Raw genomic sequence first — 25,776 nt, forward strand, 5'->3', positions numbered from 1 at the left:
GGGGGAGAAATGATGACCGATCAGCCGCAGCCGAACGCCCAACAGGGGCAGCCCGAGGCGCACCAGGCGCAACCCGCACAGCCAGTACCTGCCCAAACAACGCCGCAGGCGCACCCGGCGCAGCCGGAGGCGCACCCGGCGCAACCGCCACAGGAACACCCAAGTCAGCCCGAGGCCAGCGCGCCCACCCCGGGCCCGCCACCGGCACTCGACCTCAAGACCCTCCTGCCCGCGGCGGCTGTCGGAGCGATCGCCTTCGTGGGCACATACGTCGTCGCTTTGGCGATGGTGGCGCTGGCCATTGCGGGCTTGGCGATGGGGCAGGGCAGCTTCGTGGCGCCTGCCAACAGCGCGATCCCGCAGGGGCTGATCCCCGATCCGGCCCAGATTCCCTTCCAGGTCGCGGCGCAATGGGTGGCGATGAGCCAGTTCGGCACTCTCGGCGCGACGCTCGAGGCGACCGTTCCCTTCATGGGGTCAATCCACGGATCGGTCTCGACGTTCGGCGTCCCGCTCCTCTTCACGGCCATTTCCGCGGCGCTCTGCTTCGCGGGCGGACGGTTCACGGCGAGGAAGACTCCGCGTGCGTCGACGCTCTCCCAATGGGTCGGCGCGCTCGCCTCCGGTGCCGTGTTCTGCGTTCTCGCCAATGCCGTAGCGGCCGGCCTCGCGATTCCGCTGTCTGCGCCCAACCTCAAGGTCGATCCCGCCACGGCGTTCTCGGTGGGCTCGGTATTCGGGTCGTTCATCGTGGCCACGCTGGCCTTCGCGGCCGGCCGGGGTTCGCTCCTTCCGCGGACGAACCGATGGGATGTCGTGCACAGCTGGCTCCGGCCGGTCGCCGCGGTCGGCGTGCACTACGCTTTGTTCCTCGTGATCGCCATCCCGGCAGCGATCATCGTCGTCGGCGTTCGGTTCGGCTGGTCCGCGACCCTCTCCGCATCTCTCTGGGCACCGACGGCGGGGCTGGATCTCGTGGGGCTCGGACACCTGAGTCCTCTCTCCCGCTCGTGGAGCTCGCGCGTGATGTTCTCCTCGTCCTCGAACACCTCGGGCTCGGATCTTTCCTTGGGCATGAACCTCGCCGAGTTCGGCATTCCGGCATGGGCCGGATGGCTCCTTGTGCTGCTGGCAATAGCTGCGGCCCTGTGCACGTCCGTCTTCTGGCATCTGCGCCGGGGCCCGATCGCGACGAACGGGACGCGCGGCTGGGCGCCCCTACCGGCCGCTTACCTCGCGGCCGGGCTCGTGACAGCCTGGCTCAGCATCGCGACGGTATCCGTCGACCTTTCAAATATCGCGTCGGTGCACGGAAACGTCATGCTCACACCGCTCACGGGGCTCGCACTGCTCGCGTGGGGACTGGTCGTGGAAGCATCCTCACGCTATGTCGCACCTCATCTTGCGCCGTATGTCCCGCTGCCGCTGGCCCGACGGATCGTCGCAAACGGCCAGGGCCAGTCCGCGGCGATTGAAGCGGTCGGCAGCCCAGGCGACGCTGCCTCCCCAGATACAGCTGGGACCCCGGGCGCAGGAGCGCTGGTCAACGGGGGTCAGCAGGCAACGTCCGCCAGCGCATCGGCTCCGGCCGCAACCCTCCCGCATCCGGCGCTCGCGCCGCGCAAGCCGCTGTCTCCGCGTGCCAAGCGCACCCTCGTCGTCACCGTCGGGGCCGGTGCCGTGCTAGCGGTCCTGGCCATCGGCGCCGCGATCACGCTGAGTGTCCTCAAGGGCTCGAACGGGCCGGACAAGCCGGTGACCGGCTATCTTCAGGCCCTCGTGGACGGCCAGGCGTCCAAAGCGCTCTCCTTGTCGGACCCCAACGTCGCGAATGAGCAGCGCGTGCTCCTCGACGACGCTGTGTACTCGAAGGCCGCCAGGCGCATCGATGGCTTCAGCATCATCTCGACGAAGGTCAACGGAGACTCCGCAACCGTCGTGGCCGAGGTACGTCAGAGCGGTCGCAAACAGGAATCGACGTTCTCGCTCCGCAAGGACAATCCGAACCTCCTGGGCGACAACTGGAAACTGACTTCCGCGCTCTTGGGAAAGCTGACGATCTCCGCCGACGTCCAGCTCCACAAGGCCACGGTCAATGGGCAAGACATCCCGGTCTCCTTCGCGAGCAACGGCTACAGCCTCAAGGGCCCGCAACTGCCCGTGCTGCCCGGCGAATACACGATCGAGCTTCCAGCCTCTGAGAAGTATCTGACGGCGCAGAAGGTGGTTGTCCTCGTTTCCATCGACGACTACACGGGCATGGCGCGTCTCGACGTCGAGCCCTCGGAAGCACTCATCACAGAAGCCGCGGCCCAGGCGGACGCCCATCTGGCTGAATGTCTCAAGTCCACCGAGGCGCGCCCGCAGGACTGTCCGTTCGGCATCTACGCGACGTCGAGCACGATTCGGAATCTGCGGTGGGCGCTCGTCAAGAAACCGAGCTACCGCCTCGCTCAGGACTACGCCGCCTCGGGCACGTCCGGCTGGACCCTTCGGACGGACGACCGCGGCGAGGCCAAGGCGGACTTCGAGAGGGACCGTTCCTACGGCTTCGGAACCCCCGAGTGGAAGTCTGATTCGAGCAGCTCGTCCGTCTCGTTCAGCGCCAAAGTCAGCGTGCAGAACGGCTCGGTGCGGCTCGAGTACAGCCGCTACTGACCTAGCCGCCCGCCGCAGTGAACCGTTCTCCCAGCACACGCATGGCGTCTCGCAGCTCCGGCGGGTCCAGAACCGTGATAGGCCAGCCGAGCCGCACGACGTGGTAGGCGATGTAGTCGAGGTTGTCGGCTCCCGCTGTGAGCACCGAGTGGCCGCTCCCGTCCGACTCGACGACCGCCATGGTCGAGGGAACTCGCGCCGCAACCTCCTCCGCCGGAGCGGCAATCCGCACCTTCGCGACGAACTGGTAGGGCGCCTGAGTGATCGAGGCACGGACGTACTCGACGGCATCGGGCGCGTCGCGTTGCTTGAACCGCCAGCCGGTCCCGCGCGCGGCGGCCATGCGGTCAAGCCGGAACGTGCGCCAGTCGTCGCGGTCGAGGTCCCAGGCCATGAGGTACCACCGCCGACCTGCCGCAACGAGTCGATAGGGTTCGACGCGGCGCTCGCGCCGGTCGCCGTCGGCCTTCGTGTAGTCGAAGGTTGCGCGCTCGGGCGTGCGGATCGCGCGGGCGAGCGCGACGAGGACGTCCGCGTCAACGGCTGTCACGGGGCTGTCGAGGCTCACGGTCGCCTCGATGACGCCCTTGACCTCGGAGCGGAGCCTCGCGGGCAGTACCTGATCGAGCTTCGCGAGGGATCGGACCGCGGCCTCGCCCAGGCCGGCGACCGTCCCGCCCGCCGCAAGCCGGAGACTCACCGCGACGGCGACCGCTTCCTCGTCGTCGAGCAGGAGCGGCGGTAGAGCCTTGCCCGCGCCGAGCTGGTAGCCGCCTCCCGTCCCGTGCTCGGCCCGCACCGGGTAGCCGAGCTCGCGAAGGCGCTCGACGTCCCTCCGCACGCTCCGGGTCGTGACGCCAAGTCGCTCGGCGAGCTCGGCCCCCGTCCAGACGGGGCGCGATTGGAGGAGGTTGAGCAGGCTCAGCACTCGCTGGGTCGTGTCTGCCATGCACCCATGATGACGCGCAATCCGGACAGAATCTGTCCTCAACTCGCAGGCCATCGCAGCGGACCGAAGCTGTCCTCATCGCCGAGGAGACTTGATCCGGGACAGAGAGCAACCGACCAGGAGGGCACCATGAGCACCACGACCGGCCACGCGCGTCGAGCGACACCCGCTCACCGAGTCGAGACGCACCGAGTGGAATCCGCCGAAGCGGCAGCACAACGTCCGCCGACCGGAGCCCGGCACACGACGGGCATCTGGCCCACAGCGGCGCACCCCGCGGCTCCGCACGCGACAGCAGAACCCCCGACGCCGCAGCCCGCAGCAGAACCTCCGAACACGCACCTCGCGACAGCAGAACCGCCGACGCCGCAGCCCGCAGCAGAACCTCCGAACACGCACCTCGCGACAGCAGAACCGCCGACGCCGCACTCCGCGACAGCCCGACCTGTGGAGCCCCGATTTGACGGACACGCCACAAGTCGAGGCGGGCGCGCCCTGCTTGCCAGACTGGCTGTCGCATGGCGCGACGCGGCACGCATCTCGCAAGCCATTGACGAGGCTCGCGAGTCAGCCTGGACGGCCGCGGGCGGGCACGGCCACCGGCTTTGGTAGCCCCGGCTCTGGTCGGCGTGCCTCCGGAACGCGGGTTTGGTTCCCGGCGCTGAGGCTAGAACGGAGGCGGCACGTCTGTTTCCGGATAGGTGAGATAACGACGACCAGCGGGCGAGGTCCATTCGAGCACCCCGCCGCGATCCTGAGCCTCGGCGCCCGCGCCTGATTCGGCCTCGCCCCGGCTCCGCGCGGCCTCGGCACGCGTGCCCGATTCGGCCTCGCCCCGCCTCCGCGCGGCCTCGGCGCCCGCGCCTGATTCGGCCTCCCCCCGCCTCCGCGCGGCCTCGGCACGCGTGCCCGATTCGGCCTCTGCCCGCATCTGCTGAGCGGTCCCGCCGCAGTCCGGATTGAGCTGTTTGAGCTTCCAATGCCCGAGAGATTTCAGGCGATGATGCTCGCGGCAGAGCAGAGCGAGGTTCGCGACGTCCGTCGCCCCGCCGTCCTGCCATTCCGCGGTGTGATCGGCCTCGGTGGCCGGGGCCGGTTTGTCACACCCCGGGAATCTGCAGGTGCGGTCGCGGGCGCCGAGGAAGCGACGGATGGCGAGCGACGGAGTGTAACGTCGCCTTCCGAGCGCGAGCGGGGCCCCCGTGCCGGGATTCACGAACATCGTGGTCCACGTGGCGGCCTCCGCCGCAAGCAGCCGGACGGTCGGCGCATCCAAAGGTCCGTAGCCGAGGATCTCCGCGGGCGTTTCAGACTGGCCTGTCAGCGTTCGGGCGGGAACTGTCACGACGACCTCCATGCGGACGCCGCCGAGGGCTGCCCCACGCACGGCGGACCCGCCGTCGTCGGGATCGGTTCCCTCGGCGGCAAGTCCTCCGCCGAGCAGCAGGTCGCGGAAGACGTCCGCGCGCAACTGCGCGATCCCGCGGGATTCGCCCGACACCTGGAGCGATCTCCCGATGGCTTCGAGGCGAGCGTCGATCGCGGCGCCAACTTCACCGGGTACGTGCGCCGTAATCCAGCACATTCCGTCCTGGCCCGGTTCGACGTCGACCCTCCGGAACCCAGCTGCCCGCTCCTTCCGAGCGGCAAGGGGCTCGTCGTGATACTTCTCGGCCAAGCGTCGCAGCCGTCGCGAAAGGGCCCCCGGGCTCGGGGCTCTATCCGGGTCCTCGGGGCACGCGAGCTCGACGGCCGCTTCGCTGAACGCGCTGTCCTTCCCGGGCGGAAGGATGCACGCGTGCTCCATCATGATCTTGGCCCGACGTTTGTCAACGCGGCCCTCACGAAGTGCGTCCATTACGGGCACGAAGCCCGGGCTTGCAAGAGTAACGGCCTCCTCGACCATCGCCCGGCCGAGGCGCTGGGACACATTGAGTGCCGCGGCGACCTCGGCCGCAGTGAGCGTCGGCGCGTCTGCGGCCTCAAGAGCGTCCCGCGCTTCCCTGCGAAAATGTTCATGCAGTTCCGAAATCGCGAACGCTCGGAGAGCATGAATGCGCGATTCGTGCGCGTCGAGCATCTGCACCGTCTTGACGAGGCCCTCAACGAACGCCAAATGCGCCTCGAACTCCCTCCCCGCCGGCGAGACCGGCGACGGCGGAACTGGCGTCGGCGAGACTGCCGCGCCATCTAACGGCTGCTCTCCCGCGTTGCCCGCTGGGTTATCGCCCGCATTTCCCGCCGGCTGCTCTCCCGCGCGTTCCCCCGGGTCTTCCCGCGCGCTTCCCGCCAGCGGCGCTCCCGCATTTCCCGCCGGCTGCTCTCCCGCGCGTTCCCTCGGGTCTTCCCCCATATCTTCCCCCATGCATCAACCTTCGCAGGAGGCACCGACAAAATAACGTCGGGGGTCAGCGCCTCATCAGCCGAGCCACCCGAGCAGCCCCCGCCACAACCCCACGATGACGGCTCCGCCCAGCACGGCCCCCGCGGCGAGCTGCGCCGCGGTGTGGGCGCGGAGCACGAGCCTGGACCACACGACCACGGGAACGAGAAGGAGCGCGGGCCACCACTCGGGCCCGAACAGGAACATGAATGAGACGGCGGCGGACGTGATGGCCGCCGCGTGACCGCTGATCTTCCACACGAGGCTCACGAGGGCCAGCAGGACGATGCCGCCGACGAGCGCGAGGACCATTGCGATGACGCTCGCCGGCGCCCTGAGCAGCGCCAGCACGCCGAGGCCCACGAGCACGATCACGAGAGACAGGGCGAGGACCGGACCGCGCTGGCGGCGGTCGCTCACGTGGTGATCCGAGACCTTCCCGGCACGGACGAGGGCCACGAGGACGAGGAAGGGAACGACGCACGTGAACACCGCCGCGATCACGCCGTACCAGAGGGTTCCGGGGAAGCCCGGCGTGCCCGCGGGGCTCAGCACCATCATGACGGCGACGACGATGGGCGGCTGGAACACCTCGGTGATAACGCGGGCGGCGGCGTAGCGCCCCGGGAGGCCGGACAACACGCGGCCAGTCTGCCATCCCACGTCAGGACGCGCCTAACAGGCGGCTAGCGTTGCCTCATGGACACCGCCGTCTCCGACCCAGCAGACCTCATCTCCCTCGACACGCTCCTCACCGAAGAGGAGCTTGCCCTGCGCGACCGCGTGCGGGCGTTCGTGCGTGCCGAGATCAGGCCGAACATCGCGCGATGGTACGAAGAGGCCTACTTCCCACTCGAGATCGTGCCGGAGCTCGCGAAGCTGGGCCTCCTCGGCATGCACCTCGCGGGTTACGGCTGCGCGGGCCGCTCCGCCGTCGAGTACGGCCTCGCCGCTTCCGAGCTCGAGGCTGGCGATTCCGGGCTGCGCACGTTCGTCTCGGTGCAGGGCTCACTCGCGATGTCCGCGATCCACAAGCACGGTTCCGACGAACAGAAGGACGAGTGGCTCCCGCGCATGGCCGCCGGCGAGGCCATCGGCTGCTTCGGGCTCACCGAGCCGAGCGCCGGCTCCGACCCCGGGTCAATGCGCACCTTCGCGCGCCGTGACGGCTCGGGACCCGGCGCTGACTGGATCCTCTCGGGCACAAAGCGCTGGATCGGGCTCGCCTCGGTCGCGGACGTCGCCGTCGTCTGGGCGCAGACGGACGACGGCGTGCGCGGCTTCGTCGTGCCGACGTCGGCGCACGGGTTCACGGCCACGCCGATCGAGCCGAAGCTCTCGATGCGCGCGTCGATCCAGTGCGAGATCGCGCTCGACGACGTCCGGCTGCCCGCGAGTGCGGTCCTGCCGAACGCCGTCGGCCTCAAGGGACCCTTCTCATGTCTCAACGAGGCACGGTACGGGATCCTCTGGGGCGCTATGGGCGCCGCGCGGGACGCCTTCGAAGACGCCCTCGCCTACTCCCGCGAGCGCCTCCAATTCGGCAGACCGCTCGCGGGATATCAGCTCACGCAGGAGAAGCTCGTCAACATGGCTCTTGAGATCAACAAGGGCTTCCTCCTCGCGCTGCACCTTGGCCGGCTCAAGGACGCGGGCCGCCTCGCGCCGCACCAGATCAGCGTCGGGAAGCTCAACAGCTGCCGCGAGGCGATCGAGATCTGCCGCGAGGCCCGCACGATCCTCGGCGGCAACGGCATCACGCTCGACCACTCGCCGCTCCGGCACGCGAATAACCTCGAATCCGTCCGGACCTACGAGGGCACCGATGAGGTCCACACCCTCATCCTCGGCCAGAAGCTCACGGGAATCGCCGCCTTCCGCTGAGCCCGCACGCGGAACTCGCCCCGGCGCCGTTGCGCGCCAGTCGCTAGCCGCGGCCGACGGCGGAACTCAACCCGGCGCCGTTGCGCGCCAGTCGCTAGCCGCGGCCGACGGCGGAACTCGCCCCGGCGCCGTCGTACACCTTGCGCCCCGCGAACCAGGTCTGCCTCGCGCTCAGGTGACGCACGGCGTCGACCGGGATCTCGTAGGGGTTGCCCGAGAGGACGATGAAGTCGGCCGACTTGCCGGGAGCGAGCGTGCCCGTGACGTCGGCGAGGCCCATGGCCTCGGCCGAATCGCTCGTGTAGGCGCGGATCGCCTCGTCGAGCGTGACGGCCTGCTCGGGCCAGAGCGTGCCCGGGAACTGGCCGCTCGGATCCTGGCGGGTCACGAGGCCGTAGATCGCCTCCCACGCGTTCGGCGAAACGCTCACCGGCCAGTCGGAGCCGCCCGCGAGGCGCGCGCCGAGGTCGAGGAGCGAACGATTCGGCTGCATCTTGGACGCGCGCTCCGCCGGCAGGACGGTTGCGATCGCCTCGGAGATGACGCCCGGGAACCAGAGGGACGGCGAGATGTCCGCGGTGACGTCGAGCTCGGCGAAGCGCGCGAGATCGTCCGGATGAACGAACTGTCCGTGAGCGATGTGGTACCGCACGTCCCCATGGCCCGCCGCCCGGATCTTCGCGACGGTATCGAGGACGAGCCGCACGGACGCGTCCCCCGTGCAGTGGATCTTGGCCGGGATGCCACGCTCGGCGGTGCCGAGGAGCCAGCCCTCGAGCTCCGCGGGATCCATCGTCGTGCTCCCGCAATGGCACGCGGGGAAGCCCACGCCCTCAAGGTAGGGCTCGAGGAACGCGCCGGTGCCCGACGGCGGAACCCCGTCAAGGAAGATCTTGATGAAGTCGGGGCGGTGGTGCGCCGAGCGGGTCTCCTCGCGGTGTTCGATGATGCCCTCGCCGAGCGGGGTCGTGCCGAAGATGAAGTCGTTCGCCTGCATCGACGTGACGACCCACGCGTCGAGCCGACCATCGTCGTCGAGCGCTTTGAGCGCTTGCATCGTCTGGAGCGACGCCGCGGCATCCTGGAACGCTGTCACGCCGTAGGAGTGCAGGATCTCGATACCGCGTACGGCCGCCCAGGCCACCTCCTCCGGCGTGGTCGGCTGGAGCTGCGCGAGCGTGCGCTCGACGAGTACGCCGCCGGATTCGATGAGGACGCCGGTCGCGTTCGCGTCGGCGTCGCGGAGGATGTGCCCGCCATCGGGATCGGCCGTCTCCCGATCGATGCCGGCCAGCGCGAGAGCGCGGGAGTTGGCCCAGCGGTTGTGCTTCGAATCGTCTTTCAGGAGGGCGGGGCGCCCGCCAGTCGCTGCGTCGAGGCGGGCGAGGGCTTCGGCGGTGTTGATCTCGCCGAGCAGGCCCGAGCCCCAGCTTCCGCCGATGACCCAGCGGTCCGCGGGAAGCGTCGCGGCGTAGTCCGTGACGGCTGCGAGGAAATCGTCGAGGCTCAGCGTGGGCGGGGCGGCGAGCTCGAAGAGGTCCATCTGGCCGGCCAGGAGGAAATGGTTGTGCACGTCGAGCAGGCCTGGCATGACGTAGGCGCCTTCGAGATCGACGACGGCGGTGCCCGGCCCGCGCAGTGCGACGGCGTCGTCGCCGAGCGCCGTGATCTTCCCGCCGGCGACGGCGAGGGCATGCGTGCGCGGATTCTCGCCGTCGAGCGTGTCGATCGTTCCGTTGACCAGCAGGAGTTCTGCCTCGCGGTGGGACATGCGGCCCTCTCAGTGTCGGCGATCACATCGGTACACACCGTAGGACTCGCGAGGCCGCCGAGCCTTGCCTCTGCGTGCTCGGGGCTTGGCGATCAGCGCAGGGAAAGTCTGGGCAGATCGGGCCCCTCCAAAGGTTGCGTCTCAGCCATCCGGAACGCAAGCTCGATCCCGTCGAAGGAGGCATCCGTGAACCGCATTCTGATCATGGGCCCGCCCGGCGTGGGAAAGGGAACGCAGGCCGAGCGGCTCGCGAAGATGCTCAACGTTCCGACGATCTCCACCGGGGACCTCTTCCGCGAGCAAGTGCGGAACAACACGCCACTCGGAGTCCGGATTCGGGGCGTGCTGGACTCTGGCGGCTACGTGCCCGACGACGTGACGAACAGCCTCATGGAGGACCGGCTGGCGCGGCCTGACGCCCACGAGGGCTTCATCCTCGACGGCTACCCGCGTACCCTCGACCAGGTGCTCGCGCTGGATCACATCCTTGCCCGCCGCTCAGCGGAGCTGGACGCCGTCGTCGTGCTCGAGGCCGATCACGCCGAAATCATCGACCGGATGCTCGCCCGAGCCGCCGAACAAGGCCGCTCGGACGATTCGCCGGAAGTGATCAACCACCGCCTCGAGGTCTACACGACCGAAACGGCGCAGCTCATTTCGGCCTACGACGCCCGCGGCCTCGTGATCCGCATCGATGGAATGGGCCTGCCTCACGTTGTTGAGCAACTGATCGCAGACGCGCTCAAGGGCCGCTGAGTCGCTGCACGGGCCCTGACACCGCTGAGGTACCGACAACGACTGCTCCATAAGTGTCGTTTTCGACGGTCAAAACGACAGTTATGGAGCAGTCGATGGAGCGCGTCAGTCGAGGAGGAGGGCAGGCTCCTCCATGATCGCCGCGACGTCCGCCATGAAGCGGGCCGACAGGTCGCCGTCGACGACGCGGTGATCAAAGGAGCCGCCGAGCGTCGTGATCCAGCGCGGGATGACCTCGCCCGAGACGACCCACGGCTTCTGCTTGATCGTGCCGAACGCGACGATCGCGACCTCGCCCGGGTTGATGATCGGCGTGCCGATGTCGATGCCGAGCGCACCGATGTTCGTGATCGTGAGCGTGCCGCCCTGCATGTCCGCGGGCTTCGACTTGCCCGCGCGGGCGGTCGTCGCCAGATCGTTGAGCGCGACCGCAAGCTCCTTGAGCGAGAGGTCCTGCGCGTTCTTGATGTTCGGGACGAGCAGGCCCCGCGGCGTCGCCGCCGCGATGCCGAGGTTCATGAAGTGCTTGACGTGGATCTCGTCCCCGTTCGGCGAGCTCACCCACTCCGAGTTGACGCTCGGGTTCCGCGCGGCGGCCCAGATGACGGCCTTCGCGAGGATGAGCAGCGGCGAGACCTTGATGCCCTCGAAGTCGCGCGACTTCTTGAGCCGCTGCACGAACTCCATCGTCCGCGACGCGTCGACGTCCACGAAGATGCTCACGTGCGGCGCCGAGAACGCCGAATCGACCATGGCCTTGGCGGTGGCCTTGCGCACGCCGCGCACCGGGACCACCTCGACCCGCTGATCCTGCGGCCTCTTGGCCGGCTCCCAGAAGGTCGGCGCGGCCGCGATTTCGCGCTCTCGCTGTGCCTGATACGACTCGAGGTCCGCGCGCGTCACCTCGCCGCGCGCGCCGGTCGCGGGCACGTCGGCGAGGTTGATGCCCAGTTCCTTCGCGATGCGACGGACGGGCGGCTTGGCGAGGACCCGCGTGAGGAGGCGGGCGACGGCGGTGCTCTGGTCCGCCTCGGCGGTCACCTCCGCGCTTCCCGTGGCAGCTCCAGCCGCAACTCCGCCCGCAACGGACGTCTGGGCCGTGGCCCCTGGGTGCGCCGCGGCGACCGCGGACGGAGCCTCAGCTCGGGCAGCCGTCGCGGGGCCCGCCCACCCTGGCTGCTGCCCCGCTGGCTGCTGCCTGCGGGGGCGGCGCTTCACGGCGTCGGCCTTCGGCCCCGAGCCGACCAGGGGGCCGCTCTCGACGCCAGGCTCCTGGAGCTGCGGAACCGGGGCGGTGAGGGCCTCAGCAACGTCTGCGGCACTCACCGCGGCGGCCGGGGCGGCACTCACCCGTGCGGCCGGGGCGGCACTCACCGCGGCGGCCGGGGCCTTCGGTGCGGGCCCGCCGTCGGCCGCCCCGCTCGGGGCAGGCGTTCCGGAGGTCGGCGATCCAGGGGCAGGCGATCCAGGGGCAGGCGTTCCAGGGGCAGGCGTTCCGGGGGCAGGCGTTCCGGGGGTCGGCACGCCCGTGCCGATTGCGATGATCGGCGAGCCGACCTCAATCGTCTCGTTCTCGGGCGCGAGAAGCTCAAGGACCGTGCCCTCATAGGGGCTCGGGAGCTCGACGAGGCTCTTCGCCGTCTCGATCTCGCACAGGATGTCGTTGATGGCCACGGTGTCGCCGGGCTTGACCTTCCACGAGACGATATCCGCCTCGGTGAGGCCTTCGCCGACGTCCGGGAGATTGAAGATCTGCTTGCTCACGGGGCCTCCTAGTACGCGAACGCCCGGTCGAGGGCCTCGAGGATACGGTCAATGTCCGGGAGGTACTGCCCCTCGACCTTCGCCACGGGGTAGGGCATGTGGAAGCCGCCCACCCGGATGACGGGAGCCTCGAGGGAAAGGAAGGCACGCTCGGAGACCCGCGCGGCGATCTCACCGCCGAGCCCGCCGAACGTCGGCGCCTCGTGAGCGACCACAAGGCGCCCCGTCTTCTCGACGGATGCGGTCACGGTATCGAAATCGATCGGCGAGAGGGACCGGAGATCCACAACCTCGACGCTGCGCCCATCCTCCGCGGCGGCGGCAGCCGCTGCGAGGGCGACCGGTACGAGGGGCCCATAGGCCACGACCGTCGCGTCGGTGCCCTCGCGGACGATGTGGGCGCGGAACGGATCGGCCGAGGCCCCCGGATCCTCGGTGTTGACCTCGCCCTTGAGCCAGTAGCGCCGCTTGGGCTCGAACACGATGACCGGGTCTTCGCACTCGATGGCCCGGCGGGTCATCCAGTACGCGTCGTGCGGATTCGACGGCGTGATGATGCGCACGCCTGCCGTGTGCGCGAAGAGCGCCTCGGGAGATTCCGAGTGATGCTCGACCGAGCCGATGCCGCCGCCGTACGGGATGCGGATCGTGACGGGGACCGTGAGGCGCCCAGCGCTGCGAGCGTGGATCTTCGCGAGCTGGGTCGTGATCTGGTTGAAGGCAGGGAAGACGAAGCCGTCGAACTGGATCTCGCCGACGGGCCGATAGCCGCGCAGCGAGAGCCCGATGCTCGTGCCCACGATGCCGGACTCCGCAAGCGGGCTGTCCACTACGCGGTCGTCGCCGAACTTGGCCTTGAGCCCTTCCGTCACGCGGTAGACGCCGCCAAGCGAACCGATGTCCTCGCCCATGAGCAGGACCATCTCATCGGCGGCGAGAGCGTCGTGGAGCCCGGCATTGATGGCCTTGGCCAGGGTCATCGAGGGCATCAGTGGCCGCCTTCCGATGTGGTGGATCCCTCTGCGTCCGCGAAACCGGACTCATACTTGAGGTGCCACGCGATCTCTTCGTCGACGAGCGGATGGCGCTCGGCGTACACGTGGCCCATAGCCTCCGCGAGGCTTGGAGGCTCGAACGCGAGGACGTCCCTGCGCGACTTCGCTGCAAAGGCGTCGCCCTGGGCGGCTACCTCGGCGAAGAATGCGTCGTCGGCGTGACCTTCGGCGCGGAGGAACTTCTCGAAGCGGGTGACCGGATCCTTCGCGACCCAGTCCTGCTCTTCCTCAGAGAGCCGATACTTCGTCGGGTCGTCGGCGGTGGTGTGAGCACCCAAGCGGTACGTGTAGGCCTCGATGAGCACGGGACCCTTGCCGGTGCGCGCGCGCTCAAGAGCCCATTCCGTCACGGCTCTGACGGCGAGGACGTCGTTGCCATCCACGCGCAGGCCCGGGAACCCGTAGCCCTTGGCCCTATTGTGAAGCGGAATGCGCGACTGCACCTGGGTCGGCACCGAGATGGCCCACTGGTTGTTCTGGCAGAAGAACACGACCGGGGCCTTGAAGCTTGCCGCGAACACCATGCTCTCGTGGATGTCGCCCTCCGAGCTCGCTCCGTCGCCAAAATAGGCAACCACCGCAGCCTGAGGAGCGGTCTGCTCGCCGGGATCGCGGCCCGCTGCCGCTGCGCGTACGGCGTCGCGCTGGATCCCCATGGCGTAGCCGACGGCGTGCGGAACCTGGGCGGCGAGCACGAGGGTGTAGAGGTGGAAATTGGTCTCGCGCGGATCCCATCCCCCGTTCGAGACGCCTCGGAACTGGCGAAGGAGCTCGCCGAGCTCGACTCCGCGGGTGAGCGCGACCCCATGCTCGCGGTAAGTCGGGAAAAGGTAGTCCTGCGGCTGAGAAGCACGGCCCGAGCCGATCTGCGCGGCCTCCTGCCCGCGCACGGGAACCCAAAGGGCCAACTGGCCCTGCCGCTGGAGCGCGGTTGCCTCGGCGTCAAAGCGCCGGATCAGGGCCATGTCGCGGTACAGCCCGCGCAGTTCCTCGGAGGTGAGGCGGCGAGCGCGCTCAGAGAAATGCGAGCCGTTATGGAACTGTCCCTCCTCGTCGAGGAGCTGCACCATGTTGACGTGCCCCTCAGTCCGATCATGGGAAAGCGCCTCGAGCTCTTCGAGCAGTTCATCCGGTATGTCGTCGAACTCGGTGGTGGGCAGTTGTTCTGCCATGCCGCCTCCTGCCGTTTGGTTCCGTGGTCCGGACAGTCCATCCGCGGATATATGCCAGATTCGGAATGCATTCCCAGTTTGGAATATATGCCAGCGGCCCAGCTGCCACTCTACCGAGCGCGGCCGGGCCGCTAGGCATAGGTTAACCGCTAGTAAGCAATGGGGGCTTTTGTGAACGTCCTACAGAGCTCCAGGAAGCGCGAATTGCCGCCGGACTCGCCGATGCTCACGCGCACCCCTTCATTTCCAAAGGCCCGCACGGACAGCGCGTGCTCGGCGGCAAGCGCCGCGAACTCCTGCGTGGCGTCCCCGAGATTGAGCCACACGAAGTTACCCTGGGCGTCCGGGACGGCCCAGCCGAGCTCACGCAGGCCGGCCACCACCCGCTCGCGTTCATCGACAAGCGTTTGTACCCTTCCTACAACCTCGTCCAGATGGTCGATCGAGGCGATGGCGGCGTGCTCGGCGATGGTCGAGACGGCGAAGGGAACTGCAGCGACTCGGAGGCTTTCCGTGATCTCGGGGCGGGAGATGGAATAGCCGACTCTGAGCCCTGCGAGGCCGTGCGCCTTCGAGAAGGTGCGGAGCACGACGACGTTCGGGTACTTGCGGTAGAGGGCGATCCCGTCGACCGCCTCGTCGTCCCGCACGAACTCGTGGTACGCCTCGTCGACCACAATGACGACGTCGCGAGGCACCGACTCGATGAACCGCTCGGTCTCCTCGCGGCGCAGCGCCGGCCCTGTGGGGTTGTTCGGCGTGCACAGAAGCACGACTCGGGTCCGCTCGCCGACCGCGGCCGCCATCGCGTCGAGGTCGTGGCGGCCGTCCGCGAGCACGGGGATCTGGACGCCCTTCGCTCCCGACAGTCCCACGGAGATCGGATACGCCTCGAACGAGCGCCATGCGTAGACGACTTCGTCCTGCGTGCCGTCGTCCTGCTGTCCGGCGAAAGCGGCGAGGAGCTGGTTGAGGGCGCCGAGGCTGCCGCCGCCCGTCACGATATCCTCGGCCGGGACGCCGAGGAGGTCGGAGAGGCGCGCGCGAAGGGTGCTCGCCACCGGATCGGGGTAGCGGTTGACCGCAGAATGCGCGGCGATCGCCTCGAGGACCGCCGGAATCGGCGGGAGGGGATTCTCATTTGAGGAGAGCTTGAAGCTCTCGAGCCCCGGAACCTGAGCTGGCGGCTTGCCCGCCGCGTACTTGGGGAGCCGTCCGATCACGGGACGCGGGTCGATGGCTGCGCTCTCAGTGGTCTCGTGTGCGGAGCCGGCGAAGGCGACGGCGACATCTTTGGCGTCGCCGCCGTTCAGTGCGGTAGTCATGCTCCCAAGCCTAACGAGACTCACGACGTCGCGGGCTGCCACAGCCGGGTGTGGAACGATGGGGTCATGATGCGGTTCCTCCTTCGTGTCGTCGTCAACGCGTTCGCCCTGTGGGTCGCCACGTGGATCCTCCCCGGGCTCAAGATCAGCTCGAACGCCACCGCCGGCATCGCGGCCAATGCCGGAGCCGGGTCGAGCGCCGACACCGTGGGCCTGATCCTCGCCTACCTGTTCATCGGCCTCATCTTCGGGCTCGTCAACGCACTCGTGCGCCCCGTCGTAGAACTCCTCTCACTCCCAGTCACGTGCCTCACCCTCGGCCTGTTCGCGCTCGTGATCAATGCCGCGATGCTCGCCCTCACCTCGTGGATCAGCGGATACACGCCAGTGCACCTCACCATCGATTCCTTCCTCTGGACGGCGGTCTTCGGCGCCATCATTATTTCGATCGTCTCGGCGATCATGGGCCGGCTCCTCGGCGCAAGCCGCAGAGACTGAGCCCTTCTCCCCCGGCGCCGCGGTTCGTCTCATCCGCCGCCACCTTCCTTCGTCCGCGAGTCGGTGCCCGTGTAGATGAAGCGTTCGCGAGCCGCGCCGGACTGCCCCGGAGCCGCTGGCGCAGCAACGGTCCCCGGAGACGCGTCAGCGGGGCTCCCCGCACCTGGCCCGGAAGCTACTGGCCCAGCAACGGGCCCCTCGGGCGTCCCCGCACCTGGCCCAGAGGCCGCTGCGGAGCTGCCGAGCGCGGCGCCCACGGCTGCCGCGAACTCTTTCACACCCGGCGCCGTGGACCTATCGAGCGCAGACGCGTCCCCGGCGTAGTTCTCGAGGCTGTGCGCGCTGGCCACCGCCTCCTTGGGGATGAGGGTCGCCGCGGGGCCGATGCGAGACGGCGTCCGCACCTCGACGACGGAGCCGGACGGCGGCGACGCGCGGCCCGACGCCGCCGGGACCACGTCATCGGCGTTCGAGAGGCTCAGCACGGGAACACCGTCCGGGACCGCAAACGCCGAGACTGGCCCGCCGACCGAAGTGACTGCCGCGACGTGGTAGCGGTCCGCAAACTCGCGCTCTTCGAGCAGACCGAGGACGTGGATGGAACCCTGGCTGTACGAATTGAAGACGACCCTGTCCCCGGGGCCCAGCCCCTGGTCGTTCAGCGCCTCCTTGATGAGGGTCCTCACGTGGCTGTCGCGGCGCTCCATCCCGTCAAGGATCGATTCGGAGTCGAAGACGTTGCCATCGGCCGAGTCCAGATCCCACGTTTCCGTTCCGGGAACCGTCACCATCACGGCCACCGAGCCGTCGGCCTGCGGGAAGCGCTCCACAAGGATCGACGACGGCGGCACGATCGTCCCGTCCTCGAGCGGCTCGTGCCCCTGCGCCTGACCTAGGGCGTGCACGGCGTAGGCGAAACTGCCGCCCTCCTCGCGCCCACCCACGACCTCCTTCCGCGTGACGTCGATCGCGTCCTCCGGCGCACCCCCGATCTTCGCGCGGTTCAGAAAGCGCATGAAGGCAGCGGCCCACCTGCCGGGAGCGCTGGCCGGGTCGCTCCGATCCGCGAAGAGGCCACGCGGGACGAACACCGATAGAAGGCCCGCCATAACGTCGGAGTCGACGACCAGGTTCTGAAGCCCGTCCAGGGCAGACCTGCGCTTCGCCTCTTCTTCCAGGTAGTTCGCCGCGGCGCGCCGCACCGCGGAGGCCTCGCGAGCCGCCTCATCGACGCAGCGACGTACCGCGGCTTCGATCCTCGCCGACTCCTCCGAGATCCTCGGCGCGACGGAGGACCGGGTGCACGCCGCCCCCTCCACCCGCAGGCGCGCGACGTAGAGGGCCTGCCGGACTCGGCCCAGCGCCGCTGAGACGGCATCGAAGGAGGTCGCCGAGGCTTCGAGGGACTCGACGCTCGCCGCGAACGCACGGCCTCCCGTGACGACGAATCGGTCCGGATTCAGCTGCGCGGCGACGTGCACGGTCATCGGCAGGCCTCCCTTCTTCCGGGGGCAGCCGAGCTCGTTCCTGCCGTCGCAGGGCCGAGACTGCCGTCAGGAAGGAGCGGGCCGCGCGACTCGTAGGGAATCAGCGGGCCGCGCGACTCGTAGGGAAGGAGCGCGCGTCCCGGCGCCGTGATAGGAAGGCGCGGGCCCGCCGTCGTAGGCCCAACCGACGGTTCGGCGACTGCGACGGAACTCGCCGACGCACATTCCGCCGCATCGCGCTGGGCCATGCCCACAAGAATTCCCAGGCCCACGACTCCCGCCGTCACCGCCGCGAGCTCGGCGACGAGCACGGCAGCCCGCGTGCGGAATGAATCCCCCGCCAAGCCCGACCATTCGACCGCTGAGGCCCTCTCGGCGTCGGACTGGCCCGCACGGGCGTCGCGCTCGGCGTCGCGGAGCTCGGCCGCCGCCGAGCTCAATGTCGCCTCGTCGTGCGTGCAGCCCCCCGCTGCGTCCCCGTCTTCGCGCTCCATTCCCATCGGTCCCCCCAAAGTCCCTCAGTCGGCCCTCGTGCCCGTGGCATCTCGATCTGAGTTCGACGCTACGCATGCGATCCGCCCCGGCGCCGCTCGCCGTCGTCGTATGTGGATGACGCACCACGGCGGATCTTGTGGAGGACCAACGAACACCTGCGGGGCCCCGCACACGGCCTCGTCTGTCCCGGCAATCTGGAAGAATGGAGGCCATGGCTGACTCCCCCGCACGCACCCCTTCTGGCAGGCTGTCCCTCGCGGCGACCCCCGAGCAGATCGCGCTCGGCCCGCTCGACGGCCGCTACCGCCCCGCGGTGGCTCCGCTCGTGGACTACCTGTCCGAGGCCGCGCTCAACCGGGACCGCGTCGCCGTCGAGGTCGAGTGGTTCATCCACCTCACCCGCAACTCCGTGCTTCCCGGAACTGCGCCGCTCACGGCCGAGCAGGAAGAGGGCCTCCGCCGCATCGTGACGGAGTTCGACGCCGCGTCCGTCGCGGAACTCGCCGAGATCGAAGCCGTGACGGTGCATGACGTCAAGGCCGTCGAGTACTACATCGGCCGCCGCCTCGAAGCCCTCGGCCTCGGCCAGCTCACGGCGCTCGTGCACTTCGGCTGCACGTCCGAGGACATCAACAACCTCTCCTACGCGCTGGGCGTCAAGGGCGGCGTCGAGAACGTATGGCTTCCGGCCGCGCGCGCCCTCGTCGGGCAGATCGCCGACATGGCGCGCGAGAACCGCATCGTGCCGATGCTCTCCCGCACCCACGGACAGCCCGCCACGCCCACGACGCTCGGCAAGGAGCTCGCCGTCATGGCGCACCGCCTTGGCCGCCAGCTCGCCCGCATCGAGCGCACCGAGTACCTCGGCAAGATCAACGGCGCGACCGGGGACTTCGCCGCCCACGTCGCATCGGTCCCCAGCGCGGACTGGCAGCAGGTCTCGAAGTCATTCGTCGAGGGCCTCGGCCTCACGTGGAACCCGCTCACGACGCAGATCGAGAGCCACGACTGGCAGGCCGAGCTGTACGCGGACATCGCGCGGTTCAACCGGATTCTGCACAACGTCTGCACCGACGTGTGGAGCTATATCTCGATCGGCTACTTCGCGCAGATCCCCGTGGCGGGCGCGACCGGCTCCTCGACCATGCCGCACAAGGTCAACCCCATCCGCTTCGAGAACGCCGAAGCGAACCTCGAGATCTCCTCGGCCCTCCTCGACACGCTCGGCGCGACCCTCGTGACGAGCCGCTGGCAGCGCGACCTCACCGATTCGTCGAGCCAGCGCAACATCGGCGTCGCGTTCGGGCACTCGATGCTCGCGATCAGCAACGTTTCCCGGGGACTTGCGGGCCTCGACGTCGCAGAGGGCGTCCTCGCGGAAGACCTCGACCAGAACTGGGAAGTGCTCGCCGAGGCGATCCAGATGGTCATGCGCGCCGAGGCCATCGCGGGCGTTCCGGGGATGGACAACCCCTACGAACGGCTCAAGGAACTCACGCGCGGGCACCGCGTCGACGCGGCCCGTATGAAGGAGTTCGTGTCCGAACTCGGGCTCTCGGCCGAGGCCGAGGCGCGGCTTCTCGCGCTCACTCCCGCGTCCTACAACGGGATCGCGGGCGACCTCGTCGACCACCTCGACTGAGCCAACCTCGACTGAGCCCAGCCCGACGCCGCGGCCCGCGCCAGACGCTAGCGAGCCGCGGCGTCGCCCCTTGAGACGCGCACCGCGAGCGGCGCCTCAAAGGACAGGAGCCGCAGCCACGCGGGCTCGGCGTCCGCGAGCCTGACGGCGGGAAGCGCGGCAACTGTCTCCTGGACGACGACGGCGGCCTCGAGTTCCGCGAGCTTCGCGCCGAGGCAGCGGTGCACCCCCGACCCGAACGCGAGGGCATAGTCCGTGGGGCGGCCAGGCCCATTCGGCCCGTGGTGCCCCGTGAGCTCGAGGAGAATCTCGGACGCTGCCGGTATCGCGAGGTCGCCGATCCGAGTGTCCCGCACGGCGACGCGACGCCACGTCGGCACCGAGGACTCCGTGGCGAGCACGTGCCGGACCGCTTCGCGGGCGGCCGGTGCACCTCTTCCGGCGCCCCCGCTGGCGTCCCCCCAAGCGACCGGACCAGCCCCCTCGGCGAGCCTGAAAAGGACGGTGCTGATGAGCTGAGACGTGGTCTCCTGCCCGGCGATGAGCAGGAAATAGCCAAGGGAGCAGATCTCGGGCGTCGAGAGGCCGTGCTCGTCGAGGGCCGCAAAGAGGCTTCTCCGCGGCGCCTTCACGGCCGAGCGGACGAGCTCCCGCAGCCAGCCGTAGAACTCGGCCGCGCTGTGCGCGAGCTCGAGCTGCCGTTCAGGGCCCGGCCAGCCCCAGAACAGCTCGAGGGAGTCCCTGCTCCAGGCCTTGAGTGCGGCCAGCTCGCCGGCCGGAACGTCGAGTCCGAGCAGTTCGAGCATGAGGATGGCGGGCGGGAGCGCAGCGACGGCTGGCACGAGATCCACGCTTCCCTCCGTCGCAAGCGCGGCCTCGGCATCGCGAGCGGCCGCCCGTGCGAGCTCTCGGATCCGCGGCTCGATGCCCGCGACGGTCGCGGGCGTGAAGAACCCCGCGACGACCTTCCGGATTCCCGGGTGCGAGGGCGAGTCATTGCTCGCGAGGATCGGCGGGAGGGCGAAGCGCGCACGTTGAAGCACCCGCAGCGAAGCACCGGTGAGCGGGGTGACGGCCACGAGGGCGTTGGCCGGGCTGAAGTCCTCGGGGCGATGCAGCACGTCGCGGACCAGCGACGGGTCGCGGACGATCTTGAACGTGCTCATGCGAGGCCCCCGCGCAGGCCATCTCCCGAGCTCAGAACCTCAGCCTCACGCGGCAACAAGCCCGCGAGCCACGGGGACGCCGCCTCGCGGAACTGAGCAGGCGGAAGGCTCGGCGCGCCCTCGGGAAGGGCACCGACAAGCGCCACCTCGCCGGCCGCGAACGCCTCGAGGTTGCTGCGCTCGGCCGTCCCCGGCACTGCAGGCACTGATCCGACCACGACGCCGACCACGTCGATGGCCCGCCCCCGCAGGGCCTCAAGCGTAAGCGCCGTGTGATTGAGGGTCCCGAGAGCGGCCCGCGTCACGACGACGACCCCCACCGAAAGGCCCCGCGCCGTGACCGCGGGGGCGAGGGTCGCGAGCGTGCCGCCATCGTCGTCGAGCTCGACGAGCAGGCCGCCCGCGCCCTCGACGATGACATGGTCGTGCTGGGCTGCGAGCCCGGCGATTGTCTCGACGTGCTCGGCCATCGGCGGGAGCCCGACGCGGTCCAGAGCGGCGGCGGCCCGTGGGGCGAGGGGTTCCCGCAGCACAGCGCCGACGCGGGCCGTCACGTCCCCGGCAAGTCGCGCGATCTCGGCGATGTCCGAGTCTCCGTACGCGCCGCCGGTCTGAACCGGCTTGTACACGGCGACGGAGACCCCGCGGCGCCGGAGCACGACGGCGAGCGCCGCCGTCGTCGCCGTCTTCCCCACCCCGGTGTCCGTCCCAGTGACGAGGACAATGCGGGGCAACCTCATGACGCCTCCTCAAGGATGTCGCGGAGCACCGCGATGGCCCGCGCAATGTCCGGGGGCGCGAGCCCCGCGTGGGCTGTGAGCCGAAGCCGCGAGACGCCGTCCGGCACGGATGGCGGGCGGAAGCAGCCCACGCGGATCCCGGCCTCTCCCGCGACGCGGGCGGCAGCCGCCGCGGATTCAGCCGAGGGCATCGCGACCGACTGCACGGCTCCCGCGGACGGCCGCACCGAGGCGAAGCCAGCGAGCCCCGCCACGAGGGCGGCCGCATGGGCGCGAACCCGGTCCGCCCGCCACGGCTCGTCGCGCAGGATGCCGAGTGCCGCGAGCGCTGCTGCGGCCGAGGTCGGTGCGAGCGCCGTATCGAAGATGAACGTCCGCGAGCGGTTCACAAGGTGTTCGCGCAGGCGGGCCGGGCCAAGCACGGCGCCGCCCTGGCTTCCGAGGGACTTGGAGAGGGTCGCGGTCACGACGACGTTCGGGTGCCCCGCGAGCGCGGTGCCCGCGATCGATCCGCGGCCCGCGAAAGCACCCGTGCCGGAGACGCCGAGGCTGTGGGCCTCGTCCACGAGAAGCACCGCGTCGTGCTCCACGGCGATCTCGAGCAGGCGCCCGAGCGGCGCGGCGTCCCCGCCGACGCTGTAGATGGATTCGACGGCGATGAGTGCGCGCGGTTCGGCGCGCCCCGCGAGGAGGCGCGCGGCGTCGTCCGCATCGTTGTGGGCGAAGGTCTCGGTGCGGGACCGGCTCAGGCGGCACCCGTCGACGATCGACGCGTGGCACTGCTCGTCGGCGACGACGAGCGTCCCAGGCCCGCCGAGGGCGGTCACCACACCGAGATTGGCGAGGTAGCCCGACGAGAACGCGAGGGCAGATTCCATGCCGACGAGCGCGGCGAGGGCTGATTCGAGCTCGAGGTGGAGGCTCGTGGTCCCGGCCACGAGGCGCGAAGCCGTGGCTCCCGTGCCCCACTCGTGCGCGGCATCGGCTGCGGCTGCGGCGAGCCGCGGATCGCGGGACAACGCGAGGTAGTCGTTGCTGGCCAGGTCGATGACCGCGTCGGCGGGGCCACGCGGCGCCGGGCGGCGGACGAGGCCGCGACGCTCGCGGACGAGCGCCTGCTGGTCGAGCCAGTTGGCCATGGACACGCTCATGCGGGCACTCCTTCGTGAATCCCTGAATGGACCTCTGAGATCGCGCCGATCATTCCGGCGGCGATCCTCTCGACGTCCGCCGCGGTGCTGACATACGGCGGCATCGTGTAGACGAGGTTGCGGAACGGGCGGAGCCACACGCCGCGGCGGATCGCGGCACGCGTGACGGCCGGGACATCGACGGGGTGCGCGAGTTCGACGACGCCGACGGCGCCGATCGTGCGGACGTCTGCGACGATGTCGAACGCCTTCGCCGGGGCCAAGCCACAAGCGAGCCCCTCGCCGATGCGGCGCACGTCCTGCCGCCAGCCCCCCGCGGCGAGGATGCCGAGGCTCGCGTTGGCGACGGCGCACGCGAGCGGGTTGCCCATGAACGTGGGGCCGTGCAGGAGCGGCCCGGCCGAGGAGACCGTGCGCGCGATCTCGCCCGTGCAGAGCGCAGCGGCGAGCGTGAGATAGCCGCCCGTGAGGGCCTTGCCGACGCACAGGATGTCCGGGACGACGCCGGCGTGGTCCGCCGCGAACAGCTCGCCGGTGCGGCCGAAGCCCGTCGCGATCTCGTCGAGGATCAGGACGAGGCCGTGGCGGTCCGCGATGTCGCGGAGGATCCGCACGCACTCGGGCGGGTAGGCGTGCATGCCGCCCGCGCCCTGCAGGACGGGCTCCGCGATGATGCCCGCAAGCTCATCGGCGTGGATTCGGGCCAGGCCCGCCACCATGTCGTGCCACGTGTCGATGCCCTCGCGCGTCGCCGTAGCCGCGGCGGGCGGCCGCGGGGCGAAGACCTGCCCGTCCACGAGCCCGCCGAAGGCCGCGTGCATCCCGTCGACGGGATCGCACACGGACATCGCGCCCGTCGTATCGCCGTGGTAGCCGCCCCGAAGAGCCAAGAAGCGCTGCCGCCGCGGGCGGCCTGAGGCGGCCTGGAACTGCACCGCGAGCTTGAGCGCAACCTCGACGGACACCGACCCGGAATCCGCAAGGAACACCCGTTCGAGCGCGGGCCTCGACGGATCCGCGGGCGCCATCGCGACGAGCCGTTCAGCGAGCTCGACCGCAGGCTCGTGCGTCAGGCCGCCGAACATGACGTGGCTGAAGCGGGTGAGCTGCCGCCTCGCGGCCGCGTCGAGGAGCGGGTTGCGGTAGCCGTGGATGGCCGACCACCACGAGGACATGGCGTCGACCACCTCGTGGCGGGCGCCGTCGTCGTCCATGATGCGCAGGGTGACGCCCTCGGCGTCCTCGACCTCCCACAGCGGAAGCCTCGGCGAGGCGGGGGCGTACGGGTGCCAGAGGTGCGCGCGGTCGCGGTCGATGAGGCTCATGACGTGCGGCTCCCGTGCCGTGAGCACGCCGCGCTCCAGCCGAGGGGCGTCACCTGGACCTTCATGCGGCGCCCGCACGCGGCGCAGTAGCGCGGCGGCTCCATCGCGAGGCGCTCGCGGCAGCGCTCGTGGGCGGACGACGGCGCAGCGGACGACGGCGCAGCGTTCGACCGCGCAGTCCCGGACGACGGCGCGGGCTCGCCGCAGTGCTCGCAGTACAGCTCGTCCATCACAGGGACTTCTGGAGTTCCCGGATGGGCATGTTGAGCTCGACGAGGAGGTTGAGATCCTGCGTGGCGGGACGGCCCAGTGTGGTGAGGTAGTTGCCGACGATGACGGCGTTGATGCCGCCGAGCAGCCCGTCCCTCGTGCCGAGGTCGCCGAGCGTCAGTTCGCGGCCGCCCGCGTAGCGCAGCACAGTGCGCGGCATGGCGAGGCGGAACGCGGCGATCGCGCGGAGGGCGTCCTTGCCGTCCATGATCGGCTGGTTCTCGAGCGGGGTTCCGGGGCGGGGGTTGAGGAAGTTGAGCGGGACCTCGTCTGGTTCGAGCGCGGCGAGCTGGGCCGCGAGCTCGGCACGCTGTTCGACCGTCTCGCCCATGCCGATGAGGGCGCCGCAGCAGAGCTCCATGCCCGCGTCCTTCACCATGCGACAGGTTTCGAGGCGCTCCTCGTAGCTGTGCGTCGTCACGACCTCGGGGAAGTAGCTGCGCGCCGTCTCGAGGTTGTGGTTGTAGCGGTGAACCCCCCACTCGGTGAGCTGGTCGACCTGCCGCTGTGTGAGCATGCCGAGCGAGCACGCGATGTTGATCTCGACCTCGGCGGTGATGCGATCGATCGCGAACTTGATCTGGTTCATGAGCTTCACGTCCGGCCCGCGGACCGCGGCGACGATGCAGAACTCCGTCGCGCCCGTCGCGGCCGTCTCCTTCGCGGCCTTGACGAGCTCGGGGATGTCGAGCCACACGCCCCGCACTGGCGAGTCGAACAGGCCCGACTGGCTGCAGAAATGGCAGTCCTCGGGGCAGCCGCCGGTTTTGATCGAGATGATGCCCTCGACCTCGACATCCTCGCCGCAGTGCTTGAGGCGAACCTCGTGGGCGAGCTGCAGGGCCTCAGGGATCGCCTCGTCGGGGAGCCGGAGGATCTCGAGGATCTGGGCCTCGCTCAGCCCCTCACCGCGATCGAGAACCTGCTCGCGGGCTGTATCCAGGATCGGGTATCGGCCCACGTACTCGCTCGGCGCCACGACAGCGCCCGCGTCTTCTCGAGAGGTCATCCTCGCTCCTCAGCATTCCGGCGGCGTCGAATACGACCGCCGTGCTCGACGGTATCCGGGGCCTTACGCCGCGATTTTGTGGAGGACCTACAACAAGTCGCGACCAGATTTCGGCGAGAACTGGGAGTGACACGCCCGATTCGAGAGCGCATCCTCGCCCGATTCGCGTCTCGCGACCGAACCGGGTAAAGTAGATCAAGCGCCGCGGGGTGGAGCAGTTCGGTAGCTCGCTGGGCTCATAACCCAGAGGTCGCAGGTTCAAATCCTGTCCCCGCA

The 25,776-nt window shown here is 69.6% G+C and carries 21 protein-coding genes and 1 tRNA gene; 6 read left to right on the forward strand and 16 right to left on the reverse strand.

Annotated elements, in window-relative coordinates:
- The first annotated feature begins 12 nt into the window (after nt 1-12).
- On the forward strand, nt 13-2,658 hold the full coding sequence (locus tag SPF06_RS13830; protein WP_323279689.1) for a hypothetical protein: 2,646 nt from the start codon (nt 13-15) through the stop codon (nt 2,656-2,658).
- 1 nt (nt 2,659) lies between these two features.
- On the opposite strand, the gene SPF06_RS13835 is transcribed toward SPF06_RS13830, so the two are convergent.
- The 3 genes from SPF06_RS13835 to SPF06_RS13845 form a co-directional block, all read right to left on the reverse strand.
- The gene (locus tag SPF06_RS13835; RefSeq protein ID WP_323279690.1) at nt 2,660-3,607 is read right to left on the reverse strand and encodes a helix-turn-helix transcriptional regulator; all 948 of its coding nucleotides are present in this window, start codon (nt 3,605-3,607) and stop codon (nt 2,660-2,662) included.
- Nucleotides 3,608-4,274: 667 nt separating this feature from the next.
- Nucleotides 4,275-5,972, reverse strand: a complete 1,698-nt coding sequence (locus tag SPF06_RS13840) for an HNH endonuclease signature motif containing protein (protein WP_323279691.1) — start codon at nt 5,970-5,972, stop codon at nt 4,275-4,277.
- A 54-nt stretch (nt 5,973-6,026) separates the two neighbouring features.
- Nucleotides 6,027-6,632 carry a phosphatase PAP2 family protein gene (locus tag SPF06_RS13845; RefSeq protein WP_323279692.1) on the reverse strand — a complete coding sequence of 202 codons (606 nt, stop codon included), beginning with the start codon at nt 6,630-6,632 and terminating at the stop codon, nt 6,027-6,029.
- A 57-nt stretch (nt 6,633-6,689) separates the two neighbouring features.
- Here SPF06_RS13845 and SPF06_RS13850 point away from each other — a divergent pair, with 57 nt between their 5' ends.
- Nucleotides 6,690-7,874 carry an acyl-CoA dehydrogenase family protein gene (locus SPF06_RS13850; protein WP_323279693.1) on the forward strand — a complete coding sequence of 395 codons (1,185 nt, stop codon included), beginning with the start codon at nt 6,690-6,692 and terminating at the stop codon, nt 7,872-7,874.
- A gap of 94 nt (nt 7,875-7,968) precedes the next feature.
- On the opposite strand, the gene SPF06_RS13855 is transcribed toward SPF06_RS13850, so the two are convergent.
- The gene (locus SPF06_RS13855; protein ID WP_323279694.1) at nt 7,969-9,645 is read right to left on the reverse strand and encodes an amidohydrolase; all 1,677 of its coding nucleotides are present in this window, start codon (nt 9,643-9,645) and stop codon (nt 7,969-7,971) included.
- Between the two features lie 186 nt (nt 9,646-9,831).
- Here SPF06_RS13855 and SPF06_RS13860 point away from each other — a divergent pair, with 186 nt between their 5' ends.
- Entirely contained in the window at nt 9,832-10,401 is a 570-nt protein-coding gene (locus SPF06_RS13860; RefSeq protein ID WP_323279695.1) for an adenylate kinase, read from the forward strand.
- A 105-nt stretch (nt 10,402-10,506) separates the two neighbouring features.
- Here the strand turns inward: SPF06_RS13860 and SPF06_RS13865 are convergent, their stop codons facing one another.
- The 4 genes from SPF06_RS13865 to SPF06_RS13880 all read right to left on the reverse strand — a co-directional run bounded on the left by SPF06_RS13865 (nt 10,507) and on the right by SPF06_RS13880 (nt 15,717).
- Nucleotides 10,507-12,165, reverse strand: a complete 1,659-nt coding sequence (locus SPF06_RS13865) for a dihydrolipoamide acetyltransferase family protein (protein WP_323279696.1) — start codon at nt 12,163-12,165, stop codon at nt 10,507-10,509.
- Nucleotides 12,166-12,173: 8 nt separating this feature from the next.
- On the reverse strand, nt 12,174-13,154 hold the full coding sequence (locus SPF06_RS13870; RefSeq protein WP_323279697.1) for an alpha-ketoacid dehydrogenase subunit beta: 981 nt from the start codon (nt 13,152-13,154) through the stop codon (nt 12,174-12,176).
- Nucleotides 13,154-14,392 carry a pyruvate dehydrogenase (acetyl-transferring) E1 component subunit alpha gene (gene pdhA, locus SPF06_RS13875; RefSeq protein WP_323279698.1) on the reverse strand — a complete coding sequence of 413 codons (1,239 nt, stop codon included), beginning with the start codon at nt 14,390-14,392 and terminating at the stop codon, nt 13,154-13,156. The genes SPF06_RS13870 and pdhA overlap by 1 nt, the downstream gene beginning before the upstream one ends.
- Before the next feature lie 149 nt (nt 14,393-14,541).
- Nucleotides 14,542-15,717, reverse strand: a complete 1,176-nt coding sequence (locus SPF06_RS13880) for a histidinol-phosphate transaminase (RefSeq protein WP_323279699.1) — start codon at nt 15,715-15,717, stop codon at nt 14,542-14,544.
- 66 nt (nt 15,718-15,783) lie between these two features.
- Between SPF06_RS13880 and SPF06_RS13885 the strand changes: the two genes are divergently transcribed.
- On the forward strand, nt 15,784-16,215 hold the full coding sequence (locus SPF06_RS13885) for a phage holin family protein (RefSeq protein WP_323279701.1): 432 nt from the start codon (nt 15,784-15,786) through the stop codon (nt 16,213-16,215).
- Between the two features lie 29 nt (nt 16,216-16,244).
- Here the strand turns inward: SPF06_RS13885 and SPF06_RS13890 are convergent, their stop codons facing one another.
- Nucleotides 16,245-17,702: a hypothetical protein gene (locus SPF06_RS13890; protein WP_323279703.1), complete on the reverse strand. Its 1,458-nt coding sequence runs from the start codon at nt 17,700-17,702 to the stop codon at nt 16,245-16,247.
- Complete coding sequence (locus SPF06_RS13895; RefSeq protein ID WP_323279704.1) at nt 17,699-18,196, reverse strand: hypothetical protein; 498 nt, start codon at nt 18,194-18,196, stop codon at nt 17,699-17,701. The genes SPF06_RS13890 and SPF06_RS13895 overlap by 4 nt, the downstream gene beginning before the upstream one ends.
- 203 nt (nt 18,197-18,399) lie before the next feature.
- On the opposite strand from SPF06_RS13895, the gene purB reads away from it, so the two are divergent.
- Complete coding sequence (purB, locus tag SPF06_RS13900; RefSeq protein WP_428985769.1) at nt 18,400-19,839, forward strand: adenylosuccinate lyase; 1,440 nt, start codon at nt 18,400-18,402, stop codon at nt 19,837-19,839.
- A 47-nt stretch (nt 19,840-19,886) separates the two neighbouring features.
- Here purB and SPF06_RS13905 read toward each other — a convergent pair whose 3' ends face one another.
- From SPF06_RS13905 to bioB, 6 genes are read right to left on the reverse strand one after another with little or no spacing between them, the layout of a single operon-like run.
- Nucleotides 19,887-21,005, reverse strand: coding sequence for a cytochrome P450 family protein (locus SPF06_RS13905; RefSeq protein WP_323279707.1), 1,119 nt, complete (start codon nt 21,003-21,005; stop codon nt 19,887-19,889).
- Nucleotides 21,002-21,745 carry a dethiobiotin synthase gene (gene bioD / locus SPF06_RS13910; protein WP_323279708.1) on the reverse strand — a complete coding sequence of 248 codons (744 nt, stop codon included), beginning with the start codon at nt 21,743-21,745 and terminating at the stop codon, nt 21,002-21,004. The genes SPF06_RS13905 and bioD overlap by 4 nt, the downstream gene beginning before the upstream one ends.
- Nucleotides 21,742-22,884, reverse strand: a complete 1,143-nt coding sequence (locus SPF06_RS13915) for an 8-amino-7-oxononanoate synthase (protein WP_428985771.1) — start codon at nt 22,882-22,884, stop codon at nt 21,742-21,744. The genes bioD and SPF06_RS13915 overlap by 4 nt, the downstream gene beginning before the upstream one ends.
- Nucleotides 22,885-22,892: 8 nt before the next feature.
- Nucleotides 22,893-24,221 (reverse strand): adenosylmethionine--8-amino-7-oxononanoate transaminase, encoded by a 1,329-nt coding sequence (locus SPF06_RS13920; RefSeq protein ID WP_323279717.1) that lies wholly within the window; start codon nt 24,219-24,221, stop codon nt 22,893-22,895.
- Complete coding sequence (gene bsaP, locus SPF06_RS13925) at nt 24,218-24,451, reverse strand: biotin synthase auxiliary protein BsaP (RefSeq protein WP_323279710.1); 234 nt, start codon at nt 24,449-24,451, stop codon at nt 24,218-24,220. The genes SPF06_RS13920 and bsaP overlap by 4 nt, the downstream gene beginning before the upstream one ends.
- A complete protein-coding gene (bioB, locus tag SPF06_RS13930; RefSeq protein ID WP_323279711.1) occupies nt 24,451-25,500 on the reverse strand; it encodes a biotin synthase BioB in 1,050 nt (349 codons plus the stop codon). The genes bsaP and bioB overlap by 1 nt, the downstream gene beginning before the upstream one ends.
- Nucleotides 25,501-25,703: 203 nt before the next feature.
- On the opposite strand from bioB, the gene SPF06_RS13935 reads away from it, so the two are divergent.
- A tRNA-Met gene (locus SPF06_RS13935) sits at nt 25,704-25,776 on the forward strand.

This window comes from Sinomonas terricola, from assembly GCF_034931225.1.
GTDB lineage: Bacteria > Actinomycetota > Actinomycetes > Actinomycetales > Micrococcaceae > Sinomonas > Sinomonas terricola.

What these genes read in the sequence shown, in the direction of transcription:
- SPF06_RS13830 (WP_323279689.1), top strand. Translation starts at nt 13, where the DNA reads ATGACCGATCAGCCGCAGCCGAACGCCCAACAGGGGCAGCCCGAGGCG.
- SPF06_RS13835 (WP_323279690.1), bottom strand. Translation starts at nt 3,607, where the DNA reads ATGGCAGACACGACCCAGCGAGTGCTGAGCCTGCTCAACCTCCTCCAA.
- SPF06_RS13840 (WP_323279691.1), bottom strand. Translation starts at nt 5,972, where the DNA reads ATGGGGGAAGATATGGGGGAAGACCCGAGGGAACGCGCGGGAGAGCAG.
- SPF06_RS13850 (WP_323279693.1), top strand. Translation starts at nt 6,690, where the DNA reads ATGGACACCGCCGTCTCCGACCCAGCAGACCTCATCTCCCTCGACACG.
- SPF06_RS13855 (WP_323279694.1), bottom strand. Translation starts at nt 9,645, where the DNA reads ATGTCCCACCGCGAGGCAGAACTCCTGCTGGTCAACGGAACGATCGAC.
- SPF06_RS13870 (WP_323279697.1), bottom strand. Translation starts at nt 13,154, where the DNA reads ATGCCCTCGATGACCCTGGCCAAGGCCATCAATGCCGGGCTCCACGAC.
- pdhA (WP_323279698.1), bottom strand. Translation starts at nt 14,392, where the DNA reads ATGGCAGAACAACTGCCCACCACCGAGTTCGACGACATACCGGATGAA.
- SPF06_RS13880 (WP_323279699.1), bottom strand. Translation starts at nt 15,717, where the DNA reads ATGACTACCGCACTGAACGGCGGCGACGCCAAAGATGTCGCCGTCGCC.
- SPF06_RS13885 (WP_323279701.1), top strand. Translation starts at nt 15,784, where the DNA reads ATGATGCGGTTCCTCCTTCGTGTCGTCGTCAACGCGTTCGCCCTGTGG.
- SPF06_RS13890 (WP_323279703.1), bottom strand. Translation starts at nt 17,702, where the DNA reads ATGACCGTGCACGTCGCCGCGCAGCTGAATCCGGACCGATTCGTCGTC.
- SPF06_RS13895 (WP_323279704.1), bottom strand. Translation starts at nt 18,196, where the DNA reads ATGGAGCGCGAAGACGGGGACGCAGCGGGGGGCTGCACGCACGACGAG.
- purB (WP_428985769.1), top strand. Translation starts at nt 18,400, where the DNA reads ATGGAGGCCATGGCTGACTCCCCCGCACGCACCCCTTCTGGCAGGCTG.
- SPF06_RS13905 (WP_323279707.1), bottom strand. Translation starts at nt 21,005, where the DNA reads ATGAGCACGTTCAAGATCGTCCGCGACCCGTCGCTGGTCCGCGACGTG.
- bioD (WP_323279708.1), bottom strand. Translation starts at nt 21,745, where the DNA reads ATGAGGTTGCCCCGCATTGTCCTCGTCACTGGGACGGACACCGGGGTG.
- SPF06_RS13915 (WP_428985771.1), bottom strand. Translation starts at nt 22,884, where the DNA reads ATGGCCAACTGGCTCGACCAGCAGGCGCTCGTCCGCGAGCGTCGCGGC.
- SPF06_RS13920 (WP_323279717.1), bottom strand. Translation starts at nt 24,221, where the DNA reads ATGAGCCTCATCGACCGCGACCGCGCGCACCTCTGGCACCCGTACGCC.
- bsaP (WP_323279710.1), bottom strand. Translation starts at nt 24,451, where the DNA reads ATGGACGAGCTGTACTGCGAGCACTGCGGCGAGCCCGCGCCGTCGTCC.
- bioB (WP_323279711.1), bottom strand. Translation starts at nt 25,500, where the DNA reads ATGACCTCTCGAGAAGACGCGGGCGCTGTCGTGGCGCCGAGCGAGTAC.